The organism is Rhizobium sp. G21, assembly GCF_014158035.1.
In the GTDB taxonomy this organism is placed as follows: Bacteria; Pseudomonadota; Alphaproteobacteria; order Rhizobiales; family Rhizobiaceae; genus Rhizobium_E.
In genome coordinates this window covers 1-20,482 of record NZ_JACFXW010000004.1, presented here as the reverse complement: position 1 = coordinate 20,482, position 20,482 = coordinate 1, and the positions used below count along the sequence as shown (strand labels likewise).

Here is a 20,482-nt window from a genome sequence, read left to right as displayed (position 1 = left end):
CCCGAAGTTCCTACCTCGCCCGATCATTTCAAACTCAACCCGTTGCCATCGCCATTGGATCGACACCGAAGGTCTCAGATGGCCGCCGGCCAGCAGAAGCGCGACCGTCAGTGTCGCAAGAGCAAACGCCAGCCAGGCCGAGGCGTCCCAACGGATCTTGAGAGGATTGCGAAGCACAAGGGACGTGCCCTCCGAAACGATCGTCCATCGCGCACCGGGACGCTTGCGACCGCGGCGCTCCTGCATGGCGACGCCGCCCAGGGAAAACAGCGCGAAACCGCCGAACAGCAGCAGCGACCGCAGATCGCCATTCGGCGCGATATGGCCGATAGCCCATAGGAAGAAACCCCAGAGCACCGGATGGCGGGTGAAGCGGACGATCGCCCCCATCTTGCCCGTCTGTCGTCTGAGCGTGACCGAATACGGGTTCGGGCTGATCAGTCCGGCGGTGACCAGGAAAAGGCCGACCGGAGCCAGCAGGAAGGTGATCCAGGCCTGCCAGGGCGCGGGCTCCCAAAGCTCGATGTAATCCGTCTGCAGCGCCTCATAGAACAGCCAGCCGAGCACCAGCGACGAGACGATAGAATAGGCGACGAGATAGGTCCGGCGGCCCATCCTTTCGATCAGCCGACCGCGCAATGCCGGGATCGCCGGAACCGAATGCAGCGCGATGAACACGGCGAGCGCGAGGAGGAGGCGCGACATGGTAGCCTCCGCCCTATTGCTGGAAGAACAGCACGCCGGCGATCACGATCGACGCCGTCACCGCGACCGCCGCGCTATAGCGTTGCAGCACACCCATTCTGTAGAGCGCGATCGAAAAGCCGATGATCACCGGCGTCGCCACCGCAAGCCCTGTCTGCGCATCCGTCATGGCCAAATCTCCTTTTCCCAATCTATCCGCTCTCCAAGCCTCCTGCTCTTTGTCAAAGAGCAAAGAAGAGAAAATTTCGCCGCGCTACTCCAATTTAACGAAATGGAGAGACGGCGATGGCGGCGAGCACAGACAGCATTGCAGTGGAGGACGAAGGCGGAGACCTTATTCTGTGGATTTTGGTGTGGAGCGAATTGGCGGCCTTCGGCGTGCTGCTCGGCGGCTTTCTGGTGATGTCGTTTCTGCATCCGGAGGATTTCGGCGTCGCCAAGCTTCATCTCGACACGCGGCTGGCCAGTCTCAACACGCTGGTCTTACTTGCAAGCGGCTGGCGGGCGGCGGCGGCGGTGCGGGCCAATTCCGAGCTGGGCCGCAAGATCGGTCTGTGGTCGGCGGCCTTTCTCGGCCTCGTCTTCGCCGCGATCAAGGCTTGGGAATATCGGGGCGATCTGCATTTCGCAGGCGAAGCGAGCTTCAACGCTTTCTTCGAACTCTATTTCCTCATCACCGGCTTCCATCTCGCCCATGTCGTCTTTCTGAGCTTGATCATGTTGCTGGTGGCGCGGCGGCCGCAGCCGGGCAATGTCGCCCTTGTCGCCACGCTCTGGCACGCGGTCGATCTCGTCTGGCTCGTCATTTTTCCCATCGTCTATCTCGGGTGATTTCATGCGCAATATGCAAACGCGCTGGCTGTTCGGCTGCGCCATCTGGCTTTTCCTCATCGCCATCACCGCCTCGCTGATCGTCTCGCAATGGAAACACGAGACGTTGCCGCTCTGGGCGCTCGCCGCCGTGATCGGGCTGACGATCATCAAGGCGCGGATCGTCATTCTCGATTTCATGGGACTGCGCGGGGAGAGGCCGCGACTGGCCGCGGCGCTGATCGCCTGGCCCGCGCTGTTCACGGCGCTCGCGGCCGCCAAAGCCGCCATTCCCTTTTTCCTGAGCTGACGCGGAGGCCCTTCGGGGCGTCTCATTTTTGGCGTCAGATTTATTTGCCTTTCGACAAAGAAGGCGCGCGTCTCTTCCGGCATCCCTAAACTCAGAGGCTGGCGCGCCGGCCTCCGCATCATCCGATCCCGCGCCTTGTCCGCGGGAAGCGAGAGGGACAGACATGTCGGACTATTTGACCAAAACAGGAGCGCGGAACGTCTTCTACGGCGGCTCGGCCTTCTTCTTCGCCATCTTCATCGGGCTGACCGCGCACAGCCACTACTACATGCGCACCACCTCGACAGACGAAAGCACACTCACCTCTGCGGTCGAGCGGGGCAAGCGGGTCTGGGAGAAGAACGCCTGCATCAACTGCCACACGCTGCTCGGCGAAGGCGCCTATTTCGCCCCCGAACTCGGCAATGTCTGGACCCGCATGGGCGGCGACGATGATGTTGAGACAACGCGCGAGACCTTCAAAGCCTGGATGGCCGCCCAGCCTTCGGGCATCGAGGGTCGCCGTCAGATGCCGCAGTTCCATCTCAACGATCAGGAACTCAACGACCTCTCCGAATTCCTGCGCTGGACCAGCAAGATCAAGACCCAGAATTGGCCGCCCAACGAGGCCGGTTGAGAGACGGGAAGGAGCATCATCATGAAATATCAGACCCAGAAGGTCGCCATGCTGTATTTCTACGGCGCGCTCGGCCTCTTCCTCGCCCAGATCCTGTTCGGCGTGCTCGCCGGAACGATCTATGTCCTGCCCAACACGCTGTCGGAGCTCCTGCCGTTCAACATCGTGCGCATGATCCACACCAATGCGCTGATCGTCTGGCTGTTGATGGGCTTCATGGGCTCCACCTATTTCCTGCTGCCGGAAGAGGCGGAGACGGAGCTTTACAGCACCCGCATCGCGGTCGTGCAGTTCTGGCTGTTCCTCGTCGCTGCCGCGGTCGCCGTGGTCGGCTATCTCTTCCACATCCATGAGGGCCGCGAATTCCTCGAACAGCCCTTCGCCATCAAAGTCGGCATCGTCGTCGTCGCGCTGATGTTTCTGTTCAACGTCACGCTAACGGTGCTCAAGGGCCGCAAGACCGTGGTCACCAATATCCTGATCTTTGGGCTCTGGGGCGTGGCGATCTTCTTCCTGTTCGCCTTTTTCAATCCCGCCAATCTCGCGCTCGACAAGATGTATTGGTGGTTCGTCGTCCATCTCTGGGTGGAGGGCGTGTGGGAGCTGATCATGGCCTCCGTCCTGGCATTCCTGATGATCAAGCTCAACGGCATCGACCGCGAAGTTGTCGAGAAGTGGCTCTATGTGATCGTCGGGCTCGCGCTGTTCTCGGGCATTCTCGGCACCGGTCATCACTTCTATTGGATCGGCGCGCCCGGCTACTGGCAGTGGATCGGATCGATCTTCTCGACGCTCGAGGTCGCGCCCTTCTTCACCATGGTCGTCTTCACCTTCGTGATGACCTGGAAGGCCGGCCGCAAGCATCCCAACCGCGCCGCCATTCTCTGGTCGCTCGGCTGCTCGGTCATGGCCTTTTTCGGCGCCGGCGTCTGGGGCTTCCTTCATACGCTGTCCTCGGTGAACTATTACACCCACGGCACACAGGTCACCGCCGCGCATGGTCATCTCGCCTTCTTCGGCGCCTATGTAATGCTGAACCTCGCCATGATGGCCTATGCCGTGCCGGAACTCCGGGGACGGGCGCCCTATAACCAGATGCTGTCGATGATCAGCTTCTGGATCATGTGCTCGGCCATGTCGGTGATGACCTTCGCGCTGACCTTCGCCGGCGTGCTGCAGGTGCATTTGCAACGGGTTCTCGGCGAAAGCTACATGGATGTGCAGGACCAGCTGGCGCTGTTCTACTGGATCCGGCTTGGCTCGGGCGTCTTCGTGCTGATCTCGGCCGTCATGTTCCTCTGGGCTCTGTTCGTGCCGGGACGCGAACGCGAGACCCGCGCAGCGAGCCTCCAGGCGGCTGAATGACCTTCCTTCGGCCTCGCCTCGGGCGGGGCCGCTTTACTTCCCATTCCGGAGTGACGTCATGAACATGCTCTCGACCGCGCGCGAACGCGCAAGCATCGAAATCCCGCCCTACATCCCGAGCGGCCGTGAATGCGAGCTTTTCGAATCCGCCTGGACCCGTCAATTGCCTCTGCTCCTCAAGGGGCCGACCGGCTGCGGCAAGACCCGGTTCGTCAGCCATATGGCGGCGCGGCTGGGACTGCCGCTCTCCACCGTGTCCTGCCACGACGATCTCGCCGCCGCCGATCTGACCGGGCGTTATCTGCTCAAGGGCGGCGACACCGTCTGGGTCGACGGGCCTCTGACCCGCGCCGTGCGCGACGGCGGGATCTGCTATCTCGACGAGATCGTCGAAGCGCGCAAGGATGTCGCCGTGGTGCTGCATCCCTTGACCGACGACCGCCGCATCCTGCCGCTCGAACGGACCGGCGAAACGCTCGCCGCGCCGGCGGGCTTCATGTTGGTTGTCTCCTACAATCCCGGCTATCAGACTATCCTGAAGGCGCTGAAACCCTCGACCAAACAGCGTTTCGTCTCGATCGAATTCGACTTCCTGCCCAAGAAGCAGGAGATCGCCATCGTCTCGATCGAAAGCGGGCTGGACGAAGCCCGCGTCGCTCCCCTGGTGGAACTGGCGAGCCGGCTGCGCAAGTTGAAGGGCGCAGACATCGAGGAGGGCGTGTCGACCCGGTTGCTCGTCTATTGCGCCGCCCTCATCGACAGCGGCATGGACCGGAAGGATGCGATCCGCGCCGCCATCATCGAGCCGCTGAGCGACGACGCCGACGTCAAGGCCGCACTGACCGAAGTCGCCGCCGCCATCATCGCCTGAGGCCGCCATGTTCGAATTCCTGGAACTCGAGGAGAGCGTCGGCAAAGTCTGGCACCGGCTGGTGGGCTCTACCTCCAGCATGCCGCGCTATTCGCAGGCCGCCGTCAGCTTCGATGACGTCAAGCCGGTATTGACGACCTGCTTTCGCGGCTTCGGCGGCGAGCCTGCAGCCCAGCTCGGGCCCGCCCATGTCAGAGCCAGCGGCCACCGGCTGCGCCTCCGCCAACTGGTGGGGCTGGGGGAGGAAAAGACCGCGCCGGCGGCGCGCGATCGCGGCGCTGTGCAACTGCCGCCGGTGATCGATCTCTTCCCAGAAGCAGCGCTCAATCGTGATCTCTATATCTGGCTTGCTGCCTATATGGCGCAGATGGAGCTGACCGCCACCGATGCGAAAGACGCGCTGAACGCTGATGTCGCTGCGCTGGACGCGTCCAAGCGCGCGACGCGGCGGACGCTGCAGGCCTTTCCGGGACTGGCGTCCCGCTACGCCGCGCTCTGCCGCGGCATGCTCGCTGGCCGCCGGCGCGGCGTGCTGCCGCCGGTGGAGCAATTGGTGGAGAACGAGGCGCTCGCCATGCTCAAGGCCGGCGCGGGTCTGCCGATCGATTGTCCGCCGTCGATCTTTCCATGCAGCGCGCCGGCAGGCTATCAGCCGCTGATGCCGATACCGCTCTGGCCGCGCTATGAGCCACGCGCCGAGGCGTCTAGCGACTCCGAGGCCGACGAGGACACGGCGACGATTGGCGACGGTCTGGGCTCCGCCGGCCGCTACCGCGCCGATCGCGAAACCGAGCGCGGCGCCAGCGACCGCTCGCCCTTCATCCTCAACCGTTTTGAGAAGATCCTGGCGATGGCCGAGATGGTCAATGTCGACCGTCCCACCGACGACAATGACGAGGCCGATCGCGATGCGGCCCACGACCTCGACGAGATTACACTGGGCCGGCGCAAGGAACGGCCGTCCTCCAAATTCCGCTTCGATCTCGACCTGCCGCCTGAAGCGGTCGATCCCGCAGCCATCGAGGCGGATATCAGCTATCCCGAATGGAACTACCGGACCGGCGCCTATATGCCCTCTTATTGCCGGGTCGTCACCGCTGCCGCGAGCGAAGCGGAGACGAGCGTCTTGTCCACCGAGGAGACGCGCGCCCATACCCGTAAGGTGCGGCGGCAGTTCGAAATGCTCCGGCCCAAAAACGAGACGCTCAAGGCGCAGCTCGATGGAGCCGAACTCGATCTCGACGCGCTGGTGCGTCGGCAGACGGACCTCGCCGCCGGCGGCGAGGGCAGCGACCGCATCCATCTTCTCTCGCGCCCGCAAGGCCAGGATCTCGCGGTGACCATTCTCGTCGATGTCTCCCTCTCGACAGACGCCTGGCATGACGATCATCGTGTGCTGGACGTCGAAAAGGAGGCGCTCGCCGCGCTGGCCCATGGCTTGTCGGCCTGCGGGGTCAACCATTCCGTCCTCACCTTCACCTCGCGCCGTCGCGCCTGGGTGCGGATCGAAACGGTGAAGGCCTTCGGCGAGCCGATGAGTGACCGGATCGAGCGGCGCATCGCAGGTCTCAAGCCCGGCTATTACACCCGTATGGGCGCGGCGATCCGGCATGCGTCGGCGGAGCTCGCAAAGCAGCCCAATCGGCGCAAGCTGCTGCTGGTGCTGACGGACGGTAAACCCAACGATATCGATCACTATGAAGGCCGTTTCGCGCTGGAGGACTCGCGCAAGGCAGTGGCGGAGGCGCGCCGCAGCGGCGCGGCCGTCTTCGCCGTCACCGTCGACAGGGAGGCGCAATCCTATCTGCCCGTCATGTTCGGCCGTCATGGCTTCACCGTGGTCGGCGATATCGGTAAACTGCCGCGGGCGCTGCCCGCCATCTATCGCGGCCTGACTCGCTGACAGACAGGTCGACGAAAAAAGACCCGGCGGAGCTGGTCTCGGCCAGGTCTTTTTATGCGCGTGAGGAATGTTGTTCCTGCTTTACGCCGCCTTGCTGAAGGTGCGCCCGAGATCACTGAGATAGGCGTCGAAAGCGGCCGCCACGGCGCGGATCAGAAAACGCTTGGACGCATCGACCCGAACGACTCCATTGGCGATCGTCGCGATCCCGTCTTCGGCCAGAGCAGTCAGCGCGGCGTTGCCGCTCAACAGCATGTCGGGCTCAAAACCGTGAAAGACGGAGATTGCTGCGACATCAGCCGCGAAATCGCACATCAGCCGCTCGATCACATGCGCCCGCAGCCGGTCTTCGGCGGTGAGGCGATAGCCTTTGCCGTGGGCAGGCGGCCTGCCATGACCTCGCGGGCATAGACGCCCGGCGGCGTTGCGTTTTGCACATATCCCTCGGCGAGCCGACCGATGGATGAAGCGCCGAAGCCGATCAAAGCGTCGCAGCTGTCCGTCGTATAACCCTGGAAATTGCGGCGCAGCAGGCCGCCGTCGGCGGCTTTCGCCAAATCGTCTTCGGGCAGGGCGAAATGGTCGAGGCCGATGCGGCGATAGCCGCCGGCTTCGAGCGTCTCGGCGATGGCTTCGGCCTGCTCATGGCGGGCGGCGGCGTCGGGGAGGGCAGCCTCATCGATCAACCGCTGGTGCTTCTTGAAGCTCGGCACATGCGCATAGCCGAACACGGCCAGCCGCTCCGGCCGCATCGCCACGCAGGCGCGGGCGGTCTCTTCGCAGGAGCGCAGGGTCTGGTGCGGCAGGCCGTAGATCAGGTCGAAATTGATGCTGCCGACGCCATTCGCCCTCAAGCCCTCGGCCGCTTGCGCCGTCTCCTCTTCCGACTGGATGCGGTTGATGGCTTTCTGGACGCGCGGATCGAAACTCTGCACGCCCAGGCTCGCACGGGTGACGCCGGCTTCCCCTAAAGCTTGCGTCATCTCCCGGGTGAGCCGGCGCGGGTCGATCTCCACCGATACATTGGCGTGGCTGTGAACGCCAAAGCTGCCACGCAGCCGCGTCATCAGGCCGATGAATTCTTCGGGCTTGATGATGGTGGGCGTACCGCCGCCGAAATGGATCTCGCGGACATCGAGATCGCCCTCTGTCAGCCGCGAGACCAAGTCGATTTCCCGCGTCAGCGCATCGAGATAATCGACGATCGGCTGGTCGCGCTCGGTGATCGTGGTGTGGCAGCCGCAATACCAGCACATCGACCGACAGAAAGGGATGTGCAGATAGAGCGATGTCTGGCCTCCCCGCGCGCCCTTCAGCCATTCGGCATAGTCTGCAGGGCCGATCGCATCGGCGAATTTCGGCGCGGTGGGATAGCTGGTGTAGCGCGGCAGGCGCGCCTCTCCATAACGGGCGATGACGGCGTCGGACATGGCGTTTCCTCTGGTTTTGCTGCCCGAGGCCTAAGCGTTTCCTGCGCCGCCTTCTTTGCCCCAACGCAAGCCGGCCTGACGAAATGCAAGCAGTTTGTTCCGGAACAAGGTGTGCGAGGCTGCTTCAGCCTATCCAATCGTTGTCGGGCGAAAACCCGGCGCGACAGCAACATTGAAGCGGAGACGATATGTCGAGCGCCATTCCAGAAATCGACGTGCGGGTGATCCCGCCCAGCCAACGCCATCCCTCCATTTTCGGCATGCTCGCCCAGCTCGAGCCGGGACGCGCCATGCAGGTAACCAGCGACCATGATCCACGGCCGCTGCATCACCAGATCATGACCCGCTTTCCCGACGAATTCGGCTGGGACTATGTCGAAGAAGGTCCCGAGGTCTGGAAAGTGCTGATCACCCGCGCCGAAGGCGGCGGCTGCGACTGCTGCTGCGGCGGTCACTGAGGACCGATCATGCCGGGAGCTCCCTTGTCGCGCTGGACCATGAGCTATTTCGCGGTCGCTCTTGCCTGCCTGTTGTCAGGGCTTGCGCTGATGGGCTTCGGCTTCGGCTATCCGTCCGCCGATGCGGGAGCTCCCGACACGCTCGTCCTCGTGCATCTCATCGCGATCGGTTGGCTGGGCCTTTTGTTTCTCGGCGCGCTCTTGCAATTTGCTCCTGTCTTGGCGGCCGCGGCGCCGCGCTGTGCCTGGGTCGCCGCGCCGGCGCTTCTAATGCTCGTTCTCGGCCTGCTTCTGCTTCTTACTGGCTTTCTGTCGCTGGGAGGACGACTGGAGATCAATCTCCACGTCCTGCCGCTCGGCGGGTTGCTGCTGTTTCTGGGCTTCGGCGCCCAGATCGTCTCGATCGCCGCCACACTTTGGGCGCGGCAGGAGTGCGATCCGCCGGGACGGCTTGTGCTTCTCGGGCTCGTGGCGCTGGCTGCGACCGCTGGTCTCGGGCTCACTTTTTCCACGCTGCTGTCCGGCGTCTTCATCCCTGATTGGGCGGAGGCCTTCCTCGCCTATGGTCTTACCGCGCATGCCTTTTCGGGTCTTGTCGGCTGGATGACGCTCACCGCGATCGGCGTGAGCTATCGGCTGTTCTCGATGTTCATGCTGGCGCAGGAAAAGAGCCGCTTCGGACGGTTGCTAAGCGTCCTGGCCTTTGCCGGTCTTATGTGTCTCTGGGGCGGCGCCGTGGCGGATGGCTTGCTTCCGCCGCTTCAGCCGTTCGCTTTCTTTGCGGCTACGCTTTTATTCTCCCTGGCGCTTGCCTGTTATCTTGCCGATCTCGTCGCCATGACCCGCGCTCGCCGCCGCAAGGCGCTGGAGCTCAACACGCTCGCCGGTCTTGCCGCCGTACTGCATCTGCCTGCTGGTCTCGTGCTGATCCTATTGTCGCAAACGATCACGACCACTGCGCCGCTGCTTGAAGCCGGCGTCTATAGCCTCGCCATGGGTTGGCTTTCCGGCCTCGGCCTCGCGCAACTCTACAAGATCGTGCCGTTCCTGACCTGGCTCGAAGCCTATGGGCCGGTGATGGGCCGCAGCGCCGTGCCGCGCGTGCAGGATCTCGTCCGGGAGCGGAGGGCGCGGATGCACTTTGCGCTGTATCATGTCGCGGTCATCGCCGGCGGTCTATGCCTGCTCTTGGGGCCCGATTTCTGGTTCCGGCTCGCCGCCTGGGCGCAGTTTGCGACGGTGGCGGGGCTTGGGCTGGAATTCTTCCGCGCCCGGCGCCTGAGTTACGCGCCCGAGCCCGTGCGGCTTCCCTCGGGCGCAGTGCGCCCGCATCTCGTAACAGCCAATCCGAATTGAAGGAGATCATCATGGCCGTGGAGTACAAGGACCTCGATGTGAGGCCGATCCTCAAGGCGGGCGTCGAGCCCTTCGCCGAGATCATGGCGAGCGTCAATGCTCTCGGCCCCGATCAGGGGCTGAGGCTGATCGCGCCATTCAAGCCGCAGCCGCTGTTTTCAGTGATGGCGCGCAAAGGCTTCCGCCACGAAGTGCTGGAGCTGGAGGACGGCGATTTCGAAGTCCGCTTCCTTCCGGAAACCATCGCCGTGCGCGCCTCTGACGACGACGCCGACGGCGCCGATGCCTGGCCGGATCCGGCCGTGGAGCTCGACCTGACCGATCTCGACCCGCCGCAGCCGATGCTGCGCATTCTCCAGACGCTGGAAACGCTGCCCAAAGGCGCGGTGTTGTTCGCAGCGCTCGGCAGAGAGCCAATCCTGCTCTATCCCGAACTGGTCAAGCGCGGCCATCAATGGGTCGGCAATTACGACAAATCGGGCGAAGCCTTCCGGGTCATGATCCGGCGCGGCGAGACGGCGGCATGACCGCCGATCTCGCTCCCGACATGGCCGCAGCGCTCTCAGAAGTCATCGATCCCGAGCTCGGCCTGAGCGTCGTCGACATCGGCTTGATCTATGGCGCCGAAACCACAGCGCAAGGCGGGCTCCGCATCGTCATGACCACGACGACGCGCGGCTGTCCTGCGACGGGTCTTCTGGTCGAAGCGGTCAGGGAGAGGGCGCTGGCGTCGGGTCTGGCCGCCTCCGTCGAGGTCGAACTGACCTATGATCCGCCTTGGACGCCGGACCGCATGCGCGTCTGACCCAAGGCAAAGAAAAAGCCGGGAGGAGCCAGATCGGTTCCCCCGGCTTTTTACATGTCCCGTCAGCCACTTATCGGCTGCCGGCGGCGGGCGACAAGCATCGGGCCATATTCCAGGAGATAAAGGCCGAAGCCGGCGATCCACAGCAGCCCCGTTACCGCATAGATCAGCGCCAGATGATCGGGGAAAAGACCGGCGAGCGGGCGGATCAACGCGCATGAGAAGAGGGCGGCGTAGCTCATGCAGGTCATGCGCGAGGCGGTCAGCGCCCGGCCGGTATGGCCGCGGGTGGCGCGCGTCATCACCGCCAGCATCATCGTCGCGACGCCGCCCACCGTCAGCGCATGCAGGCTCGATATGGGGTCGAGAACATCGAACGCCGCAGCGGCGATGGCCAGGAAGCCGAGCGGAATGAAGGAATAGGCGAGATGCAGCACGCTCACCAGCGGCTCCCGGCCTGTGGTCCAGCCTTTCCAGCGGAAAAGCCTGGCCGCGTGAAGCGCTGACGCCGCGAGCGCTGCGGTGCCGGTGATCCTCTCGTCCGGCAGCGCGATCCAGAGCGCCAGAGCGGGAAGCGAGGCGAGGATCACGGTCGTGTCATAGCGATTGTAGGGAACAGGAAAATTCGTCCTGCCGGCTTTGGCCAGCCAGTTGCGGGTGAAGCTCGGCAGCATACGGCCGCCCACCACGATGATCATTATCAGATAGGCGGAGACCGCCAGCCGGGCGGCATGATCAGGACCGCCTTCGGCGATGACTTCATAGTGAAAGCAGAGATTGGCGACCGCCAAGGCTCCAAGTCCGGCCATGACCTTGAGATCCGCCCATTTGCGGCCGGCGATGATTTCGCGGACGCAGACGATGGTCATGACCGGCAGGAAAGCGGCTTCGATGGCGAGGGATGGAATGACGCCGAGCGCATCGGGAAACAGAAGCGCGAGCCGGCCTATCGCCCAGAGAAGAAAGAGCAGCATCAAGGGTGGACCCGAAATCGGCAGCCGCCCCGTCCAGTTGGGCGTGGCGGTCAGAAGAAAGCCCGCGACGATGGCCGAACCGAAGCCGAACAGCATTTCATGCGCATGCCAGGCGCGCGCGCCATAGTCGCCGCCGATTTCCAGACCTGACGACAGCGAGGCGATCCAGAGGAGCATGGTCAGGCAGGCCCAAATCGCTCCGCCCAGAAAAAAGGGCCTGAAGCCATAGGAAAACAATGTTGGGCCCAGCGCCGAAAGACCGCGCGGGGTCTGTCTTTTATCAATTGCGTCTCGTGTCAGCGTCATAACAATCTCCTGTTTGATCAGGCGATAGTAAAGACGGCTAAACCTGCGCTCTTTGCGAAAACACAAGTTCAGAGAAAGCGCGCAAAGCCTGAGGATATTGTGCTGGCGCAAAGAGACCGGAGCCATCATCGATTAGGTTCTTCTTCGACAGGACGGAAAGACAGCCGTTCAGACCAAGGAGATGTCCGATGAGCAATGAATTCCAGATCACAAGACGCTCGATCCTCGCAGGCGCCGCTTTTGCCGGGGCCATGGCCCCGCTGGTGGCCGCAACCGTCGCGCATGCCAGTGAACAACCGGTCGCGAAGCCCGCGCCTGCCGACCTCTCGACCCTCGAACGGGTGAAGCTCGAGCTGGTGAAGCCGCCCTTCGTGCATGCCCACAGCCAGAAGGCTGAAGGCGCGCCGAAGATTTACGAGGTGACGCTGACCATTCAGGAAAAGAAGATCGTCGTCGACGACGAAGGCACGGAAGTCCACGCGATGACCTTCGACGGCTCTGTTCCCGGACCGATGATCGTCGTTCATCAGGACGATTATGTCGAACTCACCCTGATCAATCCCGAAACCAATGAACTGCAGCACAATATCGATTTCCATGCCGCCACCGGCGCCCTGGGCGGCGGCGCGTTGACGCTGGTCAATCCGGGCGAGAAGGCGGTCATGCGCTTCAAGGCCACCAAAGCGGGCGTATTCGTCTATCACTGCGCCCCTCCCGGAATGGTGCCCTGGCATGTCACCTCGGGCATGAACGGCGCGATCATGGTGCTGCCGCGCGACGGGCTGAAGGATCATCAGGGCCGCGATCTCGTCTATGACCGCGTCTATTATGTCGGCGAACAGGATTTCTATGTGCCGCGCGACGAAACCGGCGCCTACAAGAAATACGAAAGCCATGGCGACGCCTATGCCGATACGCTTGAAGTGATGAAAACGCTGACGCCCAGCCATATCGTCTTCAACGGCGCCGTCGGCGCGCTCACCGGCGCCAATGCGCTCAAGGCCAAGGTCGGCGAGAAAGTGCTGATTCTGCATTCGCAAGCCAATCGCGACACTCGTCCGCATCTGATCGGCGGTCACGGCGATTATGTCTGGGCGACCGGCAAATTCGCTAACCCGCCGGAGCTCGACCAGGAGACCTGGTTCATCCCCGGCGGCGCGGCAGGGGCGGCTTTCTACACATTCCACCAGCCCGGCATCTACGCCTATGTGAACCACAATCTGATCGAAGCTTTTGAGAAGGGCGCGGCCGCCCACTTCAAGGTCGAGGGCGAGTGGAACAACGACCTGATGACGGCGATCGTCTCGCCCAACACCCACTGAGGAAGCGGAGAAACCGAGGAGATCGCCATGGCAGGCAAGAGAACCATGAGCAAGAGCGTTTCGCTTTTCTCGGTCACAGCGCCTGCGGCGCTTCTCCTCGCCTTTTCGCTCGGCGTCGCCCATCAACTGGGCCTCGGCGAGCACAAGACGGGCGCCGATCCGGCGCTCGCGCCGGAGACGGTGATCATTCCCGATCATGCCTTCCGCTACCGGGCGGACGGCGAATTCTACCGGAGCGGCTTCGCAGTCGACGCGCCCACGGTTCAGAAAGAGGGTCTGGGCGCGCTGACGGTTATGAAATACCAGGTCTCGGAAGCCGACTATCGCCGTTGCGTCGACGCCCATGCCTGCGCCGCGACTTCGCAGGCTGACCGCCATGGCGACGATCGGCCCGTGACCGGCGTCAGCTTCGACGACGCCAGCGCCTATGCTCGCTGGCTGAGCCGCGTGACCGGCGAGGTCTGGCGGCTGCCGAGCCATGAGGAAATCGCCTATGCGGCTGCCGACCGCTTCCCCGACGATGCGCTCGGCGTCGACGAGAAAAGCGACAATCCCGCTCTGCGTTGGCTGGCGGATTACGATCGCGAGACCGCGCGCAAGGCGGCCAGCGATCCCGAGCCGCGGGAACGCGGCCATTTCGGCGAAAATGCCTATGGCCTCGCCGATTTCGCCGGCAATGTCTGGGAGTGGACCACCACCTGCCATCGCCGCGTCGATCTCGCAACTGACCAGACCGCATCCGCTGTCTCGGCCTGCGGCGTCTATGTCACCGTGGGCCAGCACCGGTCGCCGATGAGCGCCTTCGTGCGCGATCCCAAGACCGGCGGCTGCTCGGTCGGCGCGCCGCCCGCCAATCTCGGATTTCGGCTGATCCGCGATGATCGCTGGTACGCCAAGGCCTTGATGCGGTTGAGGGAGCGCGGGCTTATTTCGTGACGGTTTGCTCTATGTCAATTGCGGAGGCTCTCCATCGGTTATCGTCGCGCCAAAGACCGGGGAGAATTCCGTGAAGATCGATAGAACCGTCCTGCGCCGTTTTTCCATGTTCGAACGCATGCCGGACGGCGATCTCGATGCGCTGATGGCGCAGGCCATTCCCAAGCGCGCGGACGCCGGCGAAGCCTTCTTTGAACAGGGCGCGCCGGCGACGCACTTTTTCTCCTCATCAACGGTCGGCTGAAGGTGACGCAGGTCACCCAGGACGGCCAGCAGATCATCGTGCGGGTCGTTCATCCCGGCGACCTTTTCGGCTTCGCGCGGGCGCTGCGGCGCAATGACTATCCCGGCACCGCGCTGACGGTGACGGAAAGCTTGGCCATGTCCTGGCCGACCGATGCCTGGCCGCAATTCATCGACCGCAGCCCGCATCTGGCCGTCAGCGCGCTCAACACGATCGGCCAGAGGCTGGAAGAGGCGCATACGCGCATTCGCGAAATGTCGACCGAGGAAGTCGAGCGGCGGGTGGCGCATACCGTGCTGAGGCTCAGCCAACAGGCGGGCAAACAGGCCGACAACGGCGTGCGCATCGATTTCCCCATTACTCGCCAGGACATCGCCGAGATGACCGGAACGACGCTCCATACCGTTTCGCGCATTCTCAGCGCTTGGGAATCCAAGGGACTCGTGGAAGGAGGACGGCAGAAATTACTGGTGCGCGACGTAAAGGGCCTGCAGTCCCTGGCCGACGCCGCCGATCGCTGAGGGCGCATTTCGTTCCGCTCTTTGACGAACCGCAAAGAGCCTCCGGGCGAAACGACTATGGTCTTGCCAACAGAGCCGAACGGGCTCTCGAACCGGAGCAAGACCCATGACCAAGACAATTTTCTCCCTCGCCGGCGCAGCCGCTCTTTCGCTCGCCATGGCCTTCGCCGCCCAGGCGGCCGATCATGAAATCCACATGCTCAACAAGGGCGCGGATGGCGCCATGGTGTTTGAACCCGGCGGCCTGAAGGTCGCGCCCGGCGACACGGTCACCTTCGTTCCGACCGACAAGAGTCACAATGCCGAAAGCGTCAAGGATCTGATCCCCGCCGGCGCCGAGCCCTTCAAGGGCAAAATGAACGAGACGATCAAGGTCACCTTCACCGTACCGGGCGCCTATGTGGTGAAATGCGCGCCGCATTTCGGCATGGGCATGACCGCCGTCGTGGTGGTCGGCGACGCCCCCGCCAATCTCGACGCCGTCAAGACCGCGAAGCTGTCGAAGAAGGCACGCGAGCGTCTCGACAAGGATCTCGGCGAGCTGGGTCTCTGACATCCATAGAGGTTATGCGCAACAGAGCGGTCGGTGGTGACAGCCCCGGCCGCCTTCTGCGCCGCCACGTGGCCGGTTTTTACTCCGCCGTTGACAGGCGCAGGCAATCCGCCAGCGGATCGAAACATTGCTGCCGCCGGCGCTGAAGCAATGGGCCCAACCTGCTCAGTCGCTCCGGGAGAGCATCAATCGTCGGCTGGCGCCGGGTCTGCCGAGGCGAGCGTTCTGGGAGCGCTTCGCAATCCGAAGCCTGACGACCAATGAGCCGCCGCCGGACGGCGCGGGCGAAGCACTGCTTGCGTTGACTGACGAGATGTCTGGGCAAACTGGCTCGGTGATTCTGGTCGGCGCCGGTCCCGGCGACGCGGAACTCCTCACGCTCAAGGCCATGCGCGCCTTGCAATCCGCCGATGTCATCCTGTTCGACGATCTCGTATCGCCGGAAGTGCTTGAACTGGCGCGGCGGGAGGCAAAGCGATTTCTGGTCGGCAAGCGCGGCGGCCGTGAAAGCTGCAAACAGGACGACATCAACGACATGATGGTTCGCTTCGCCAAGGCAGGCAATCGGGTGGTTCGGCTGAAATCCGGCGATCCGATGATCTTCGGGCGCGCCGGCGAGGAAATCCAGCTGCTGCAGCAGGAGGGGATCGCTGTCGACGTCGTCCCCGGCGTCACGGCCGCCTCGGCGATGGCGGCTGCGCTGAAAACCTCCCTCACGCATCGCGACCATGCCCAGCAAGTACGTTTCGTGACAGGCCACTCCAAGAACCACGACCTGCCCCGGACCATCGACTGGGCGTCGCTGGCTAAGCCGCATCAGACGAGCATCTTCTATATGGGCGGACGCATGGCCGGGCAGATCGAACAACGCCTGCGTGAGGAGGGGATGCCGGCAGATATGCCGGTTGTGATCCTGTCTTCGGTGAGCAGGACGACAGAGCGGCGCTGGGCTGGCCGGCTCGAGGATCTCGGCGCAACCATGGGCAGGATTGGCGTTGACGAACCAGTCTTGATCGGTGTCGGCCAGGTGTTCGGAGCTGCGATGGAAGACCGGTCCCCTATCGATTTGCCTGCCGGCCAGCAGGATCGAGCAGTCCGCTACGCATCCCTCTAATAATGCGAGCGCGCATGAACCGCCTAGATCGCCATGCACGGTCTTGAACATAACCTGTACAGAAAACTGAACCCTATGGGGAAGGTAAGCAGTCTAAAAGCTTGGACTGGAATCCTGTTCATTCATTTTCGTTGCGATCGCTGTGATCAACTGCGCCGTCACGAACGGCTTTTGCAACATGATGCTTCCAGGGACCCCGAGAGCAGCCCAGTCTGATGCCGATCGGCCGGTCATGTAGATCACCGCAACGGCCGGATTTGCCTCGCGCGCTCGTCTAGCGACATCCCATCCCGTCAGATCGCGGCCAAGGTCGATATCTGTCACGATGACTCTGATACGGTCGGTCTGCTCCTGGGCCTGCTTGATCGCGTTTGCCCCATTCCCGACCGCCAGCACCGAAAAACCCGCCGTGTGCAACTCTTCCTGCAGGAGATCCAAAATCAGAAACTCGTCGTCAACCAACAAGACGACAGGATCCGGCCGTTCATTTTCCATTGTGCCCTCAGTCGCGATGTAAGCGCCGCCAAACCTGCAAACATTACGTGGTTATAATTTACTCACTCTTGAAAGCTGCAACATGTCATTTCTGGGTGCATATATCCCTTCTGCGCGCCGGTTCCAGCAGCATGTCAGCGTTTAGCAAGCGCCTTTAATTCCACAGTGTCGACGTCACTGTTCGTAATCGCAGGGACCTCACTGTTCATGATGAAGACCTCGCATCTCTTGCGCAGCCTGCAAGACTCTGGATTCAACGCCGGCTCGGCAGAGACCGTTGCAATCTGGAAGTTAGGCATTATGGTGCTGATGACGTTATAAGACAGGGGCAGGGGCACGGCGCGAGAACATGAAGCTGTCACGGCGATTGCTGGTCTTGTCGATGACGGCGGTCCTTCCACTGACGGTCGTGCTTTTTACAATCTCTATATCCTCTATGACAGCCGTCGAGAAGAAGTCCACGCTCAGGCATTCCGCCAGAGCCAACTGATCGCTCTAGAAATTGCCAGGGTTGTCAGCGGGATGGAAAGCGTTTTGCTGACAGTCGCATCTGCGCCTGCCGTCAAGGATTTTGAGATTGATCGGTGTAACGCGTTTCTCTCGCAGACGGCTGACCGTCTGGCCGGAGTGGCGGCGATCGGGTTGTTGGATAAGTCCGGAACTGTTCGTTGCCGCAACGCGGCGGCAGGACTGGGCATTTCACTGGCTGACCGCCCGTATTTTCGGGAGGCGATGAAAACTGGCCAATTGGTGGTCGGCGACTATACGAAAAGCCGCATCGATGGAAAAACCGTACTGCCGATGGCCATTCCCCTGATTGATGCCCAAGGTCTGGCTTCAGGCGTGTTGGCGCTATCCGTCGACCTTGATTGGCTCCAGGGCCTCTTGACTCAGAGGCAATTCGAAGCAGGTTCGGCGATCACCATTGCGGATCGACACGGCGTGATCCTGGCGCGCTACCCTGATCCGAGACGGTTTGTCGGCACCACCATTCCGGACCAGTATCAATATCTGGTCAATGCGGCGGCGGCGGGAACAATCGAGCTGACGAGCCAGGATGGAACCCGGCGTGTCCTTGCCTATTTCCCGGTCGATTCGATCGCGAAAGGGCTCTATGTCAGCAGCGGGAAGTCTGTTCAGACCAGCTTCTACTCCATAGAACGCGCTGCTATCTTCGGCTTTCTGGCCACGATCGTGATCATGGCTTTCACACTTGCTCTGGCCTGGCAGACAAGCCGCTACGCAATCGAGCTTCCGGTGCGCCGTATTTTGGCGGCGCTTGCGGCTTGGCGCAACGGCGAGAGCGAGGTGCGGACCTCGATGCAATCCGGCAAGGACGAATTCAGCGAAATCGGCTCCGCCATCGACACTTTCATGGACGAACTGACAGAAAGTCGCCGCCAGAAACAATTGCTCGAAGATGAGATGGGACATCGGATCAAGAACCTGATGGCGATGATCCAGTCCGTCGCATCGCGCACCTTCACGGACCAACGTCCACGCTCGGAAGCCTTGCAAATCTTCAGCCATCGGCTTCGCTCGATGATCGACGCCTTCACGGTTCTCGGCAGCGGCGTACAAACGGCGGCGGATCTCAGGTCGCTCGTAGTCTCGGCCATTCAACCCTTCGACAATCCTGAGAAAACGCCTTTTTCAGTTGCTGGGCCTGTGCTGGAGGTGAATTCCAAAGCAGCGCTTTCCATCAGCATGGCGCTCCACGAGCTCTGCACGAACGCCGTCAAATATGGAGCTCTCAGCAAAGACGGCGGTGCTGTAGCAATTTCATGGGGCGTCAGGGCTGAAGACAACATGCTGGTCTTTTCCTGGGAAGAGCGCGGCGGTCCGGAAGTGACGCCACCCGCCAAATCAGGCTTCGGATCGCTGATGATCCAGACTGCGCTGGCCTCCCAGACGAACGGTGAAGTTGACACTCAATTTGCCCCTACGGGTCTGAAGTTCCGCCTAACTGCTCCCCTATCTGAACTTGCGGAGTCGTGATAATCGCACGACATTGCAACAATAGGAGCGAGTAGTGCACGCGGCGCGACGACTTTGTCCGGCGTCATTTCCCACTTGCCGATGCACTATTTTCGAATGACCGGCATGTATCCGCGACGCCTCTTCTGACGTAGGAGATCGAGGAAAAGGGCAACAGCTTCTCGTTCAGATTTAAAATGATGGCTCATTGACTGGCCTCTCGTTCCGATACGTCCCCAACGCCGCATCAGGCAAGCTTCCTCAAACAGGTTGAGCTCGATGGCCATTGCATAGAAGCGGGCCATGTTTTTCCTGACGTCGGTCTTCTCAACATAGAGGTGGTAAGGCTGGGTGATCATGCCGACATGATCATGCTTCTTGAATTCGCCGTCCAACGAGAGTTCTGAATCGTTTCGGCGTGATCGATTCAAATTCGTGATGCATCGACGTATAACGGCATGTCTTTGTCCATGTGGACGAGATCCAGCTCCACATGAGCGTCCGGCGCTTGTCATGGCGTAATGCCTATGGAATGAAGCGGTCCCACTAATGTTGAGAGGGACTGATGGAAGACGCGATTCAGATCGATAACCGCGGCGACTTTGGCCTATGGGCAATAGAAGTGGCCAAGCAAATTGTTGCGGCTGAGGGGTTTGAGCTTGCCCGTGCTGCCCGCGATGGTTCTGAAGACGACGTCCGCGTGGCTGGCAACGCTCTCGGTCAGGCGATAACCGACGCGATGATGGAAGTTTTCGACGGACTCATGGACGGGGTTTCCGGCGAGTAGGCAGCCGTTTGAAGCGGAATGCTTCTGTCGGGGGCAGTCGATCCCGGCTTCCGCTGACGCGGCGCGATGCTAAGCCCCCTGCGGCTGCCCGCCTTCCGACCGAAGCATGACGAGAATTCCCGAAATCACGCCCTGGCGGTCGTCGCTATGCTGATTTCTCCGATGCTCTTCATTGTTCATGGGCGGACGCTTCGCGCCGTGAGAACCTGCCCTGCTCAACGCAAGCTTTCATATCGTTTCGCCGGAACCAGATGGCGCGACCGCACCTCAGCGGCGGGTTACCCGCAGTGAACACAATCTGCTCGTCCGCCCTCATGCGCAACACTTCGTACGGCTGGATGAGCGGCCGGGCGGCCAACTGTTTCGACCGGGTCCGCGACGAGCCGCGCGACTGGAAGCTCCGACTGACCTGCTCGATCTCGACCGTCGTCATGCCGCAACGACGCGAGATGTAGTCTGCTGTTTCCGGATCGTTGATGGCTGCAAAGCTGATCCAGCTCGCGCTTTCGAACCATTTGCTAGAGGCGTCGCGCCCGCCATAGGTTTCGCGTAGCTGGCCGATCGACTGATAGATCATCGTCAGCGTGATGCCATATTTGCGACCGGCGTCCCGCGCGGTCTCCA

20 protein-coding genes and 4 pseudogenes are annotated in these 20,482 nt (G+C 62.1%); 17 read left to right on the top strand and 7 right to left on the bottom strand.

Features of this window, described 5'->3' with window-relative positions; translation table 11 throughout:
• Positions 1–34: 34 nt before the first annotated feature.
• Positions 35–705, bottom strand: a pseudogene (locus H2O14_RS25720) (NnrU family protein).
• Positions 706–718: 13 nt separating this feature from the next.
• A complete protein-coding gene (locus H2O14_RS25715; protein ID WP_182830170.1) occupies positions 719–874 on the bottom strand; it encodes a hypothetical protein in 156 nt (51 codons plus the stop codon).
• 116 nt (positions 875–990) lie between these two features.
• Here H2O14_RS25715 and H2O14_RS25710 point away from each other — a divergent pair, with 116 nt between their 5' ends.
• The 6 genes from H2O14_RS25710 to H2O14_RS25685 all read left to right on the top strand — a co-directional run bounded on the left by H2O14_RS25710 (position 991) and on the right by H2O14_RS25685 (position 6,580).
• Entirely contained in the window at positions 991–1,536 is a 546-nt protein-coding gene (locus H2O14_RS25710; RefSeq protein ID WP_182830169.1) for a cytochrome c oxidase subunit 3, read from the top strand.
• A 4-nt stretch (positions 1,537–1,540) separates the two neighbouring features.
• Positions 1,541–1,825, top strand: a complete 285-nt coding sequence (locus H2O14_RS25705) for a cytochrome C oxidase subunit IV family protein (protein ID WP_182830168.1) — start codon at positions 1,541–1,543, stop codon at positions 1,823–1,825.
• A gap of 163 nt (positions 1,826–1,988) precedes the next feature.
• On the top strand, positions 1,989–2,441 hold the full coding sequence (locus H2O14_RS25700; RefSeq protein WP_182830167.1) for a cytochrome c: 453 nt from the start codon (positions 1,989–1,991) through the stop codon (positions 2,439–2,441).
• Positions 2,442–2,462: 21 nt separating this feature from the next.
• Positions 2,463–3,806, top strand: coding sequence for a cbb3-type cytochrome c oxidase subunit I (locus tag H2O14_RS25695; protein WP_182830166.1), 1,344 nt, complete (start codon positions 2,463–2,465; stop codon positions 3,804–3,806).
• Between the two features lie 58 nt (positions 3,807–3,864).
• Positions 3,865–4,677 (top strand): CbbQ/NirQ/NorQ/GpvN family protein, encoded by an 813-nt coding sequence (locus tag H2O14_RS25690; RefSeq protein WP_182830165.1) that lies wholly within the window; start codon positions 3,865–3,867, stop codon positions 4,675–4,677.
• A gap of 7 nt (positions 4,678–4,684) precedes the next feature.
• A complete protein-coding gene (locus tag H2O14_RS25685) occupies positions 4,685–6,580 on the top strand; it encodes a nitric oxide reductase activation protein NorD (protein ID WP_182830164.1) in 1,896 nt (631 codons plus the stop codon).
• 81 nt (positions 6,581–6,661) lie between these two features.
• On the opposite strand, the pseudogene hemN reads toward H2O14_RS25685, so the two are convergent.
• Positions 6,662–8,010 (bottom strand): annotated as a pseudogene (gene hemN, locus H2O14_RS25680) (oxygen-independent coproporphyrinogen III oxidase).
• A gap of 188 nt (positions 8,011–8,198) precedes the next feature.
• On the opposite strand from hemN, the gene H2O14_RS25675 reads away from it, so the two are divergent.
• The 4 genes from H2O14_RS25675 to H2O14_RS25660 are packed head-to-tail and all read left to right on the top strand — an operon-like array spanning position 8,199 to position 10,629.
• A complete protein-coding gene (locus H2O14_RS25675) occupies positions 8,199–8,468 on the top strand; it encodes a DUF2249 domain-containing protein (RefSeq protein WP_182830163.1) in 270 nt (89 codons plus the stop codon).
• 9 nt (positions 8,469–8,477) lie between these two features.
• On the top strand, positions 8,478–9,824 hold the full coding sequence (locus H2O14_RS25670; RefSeq protein ID WP_182830162.1) for a hypothetical protein: 1,347 nt from the start codon (positions 8,478–8,480) through the stop codon (positions 9,822–9,824).
• Positions 9,825–9,835: 11 nt separating this feature from the next.
• Entirely contained in the window at positions 9,836–10,351 is a 516-nt protein-coding gene (locus H2O14_RS25665; RefSeq protein WP_182830161.1) for a DUF2249 domain-containing protein, read from the top strand.
• Entirely contained in the window at positions 10,348–10,629 is a 282-nt protein-coding gene (locus tag H2O14_RS25660) for a metal-sulfur cluster assembly factor (RefSeq protein ID WP_182830160.1), read from the top strand. The genes H2O14_RS25665 and H2O14_RS25660 overlap by 4 nt, the downstream gene beginning before the upstream one ends.
• A gap of 62 nt (positions 10,630–10,691) precedes the next feature.
• Here the strand turns inward: H2O14_RS25660 and H2O14_RS25655 are convergent, their stop codons facing one another.
• Positions 10,692–11,909 (bottom strand): NnrS family protein, encoded by a 1,218-nt coding sequence (locus H2O14_RS25655; protein WP_182830159.1) that lies wholly within the window; start codon positions 11,907–11,909, stop codon positions 10,692–10,694.
• Between the two features lie 188 nt (positions 11,910–12,097).
• Here H2O14_RS25655 and nirK point away from each other — a divergent pair, with 188 nt between their 5' ends.
• From nirK to cobA, 5 genes and pseudogenes are all read left to right on the top strand, one after another.
• Positions 12,098–13,231 carry a copper-containing nitrite reductase gene (nirK, locus tag H2O14_RS25650; RefSeq protein WP_182830158.1) on the top strand — a complete coding sequence of 378 codons (1,134 nt, stop codon included), beginning with the start codon at positions 12,098–12,100 and terminating at the stop codon, positions 13,229–13,231.
• A 27-nt stretch (positions 13,232–13,258) separates the two neighbouring features.
• Positions 13,259–14,167, top strand: a complete 909-nt coding sequence (locus H2O14_RS25645) for an SUMF1/EgtB/PvdO family nonheme iron enzyme (protein ID WP_182830157.1) — start codon at positions 13,259–13,261, stop codon at positions 14,165–14,167.
• 70 nt (positions 14,168–14,237) lie between these two features.
• Positions 14,238–14,932 (top strand): annotated as a pseudogene (locus H2O14_RS25640) (Crp/Fnr family transcriptional regulator).
• A gap of 106 nt (positions 14,933–15,038) precedes the next feature.
• On the top strand, positions 15,039–15,485 hold the full coding sequence (locus H2O14_RS25635; protein WP_182830156.1) for a pseudoazurin: 447 nt from the start codon (positions 15,039–15,041) through the stop codon (positions 15,483–15,485).
• Positions 15,486–15,582: 97 nt separating this feature from the next.
• A pseudogene (gene cobA, locus H2O14_RS25630) lies at positions 15,583–16,599 on the top strand (uroporphyrinogen-III C-methyltransferase); the annotation flags it as partial.
• 93 nt (positions 16,600–16,692) lie between these two features.
• Here the strand turns inward: cobA and H2O14_RS25625 are convergent.
• A complete protein-coding gene (locus H2O14_RS25625) occupies positions 16,693–17,094 on the bottom strand; it encodes a response regulator (RefSeq protein ID WP_182830155.1) in 402 nt (133 codons plus the stop codon).
• Positions 17,095–17,460: 366 nt separating this feature from the next.
• Between H2O14_RS25625 and H2O14_RS29135 the strand changes: the two genes are divergently transcribed.
• On the top strand, positions 17,461–19,092 hold the full coding sequence (locus tag H2O14_RS29135) for a sensor histidine kinase (RefSeq protein WP_312858746.1): 1,632 nt from the start codon (positions 17,461–17,463) through the stop codon (positions 19,090–19,092).
• Positions 19,093–19,178: 86 nt separating this feature from the next.
• Here H2O14_RS29135 and H2O14_RS25615 read toward each other — a convergent pair whose 3' ends face one another.
• Positions 19,179–19,502, bottom strand: coding sequence for a WGR domain-containing protein (locus H2O14_RS25615; protein WP_409526984.1), 324 nt, complete (start codon positions 19,500–19,502; stop codon positions 19,179–19,181).
• A 134-nt stretch (positions 19,503–19,636) separates the two neighbouring features.
• On the opposite strand from H2O14_RS25615, the gene H2O14_RS25610 reads away from it, so the two are divergent.
• Positions 19,637–19,858 (top strand): hypothetical protein, encoded by a 222-nt coding sequence (locus H2O14_RS25610; protein WP_182830153.1) that lies wholly within the window; start codon positions 19,637–19,639, stop codon positions 19,856–19,858.
• Between the two features lie 169 nt (positions 19,859–20,027).
• Here the strand turns inward: H2O14_RS25610 and H2O14_RS25605 are convergent.
• A partial coding sequence (locus H2O14_RS25605; protein WP_182830152.1) for a type IV secretory system conjugative DNA transfer family protein occupies positions 20,028–20,482 on the bottom strand: 455 nt, incomplete at its 5' end.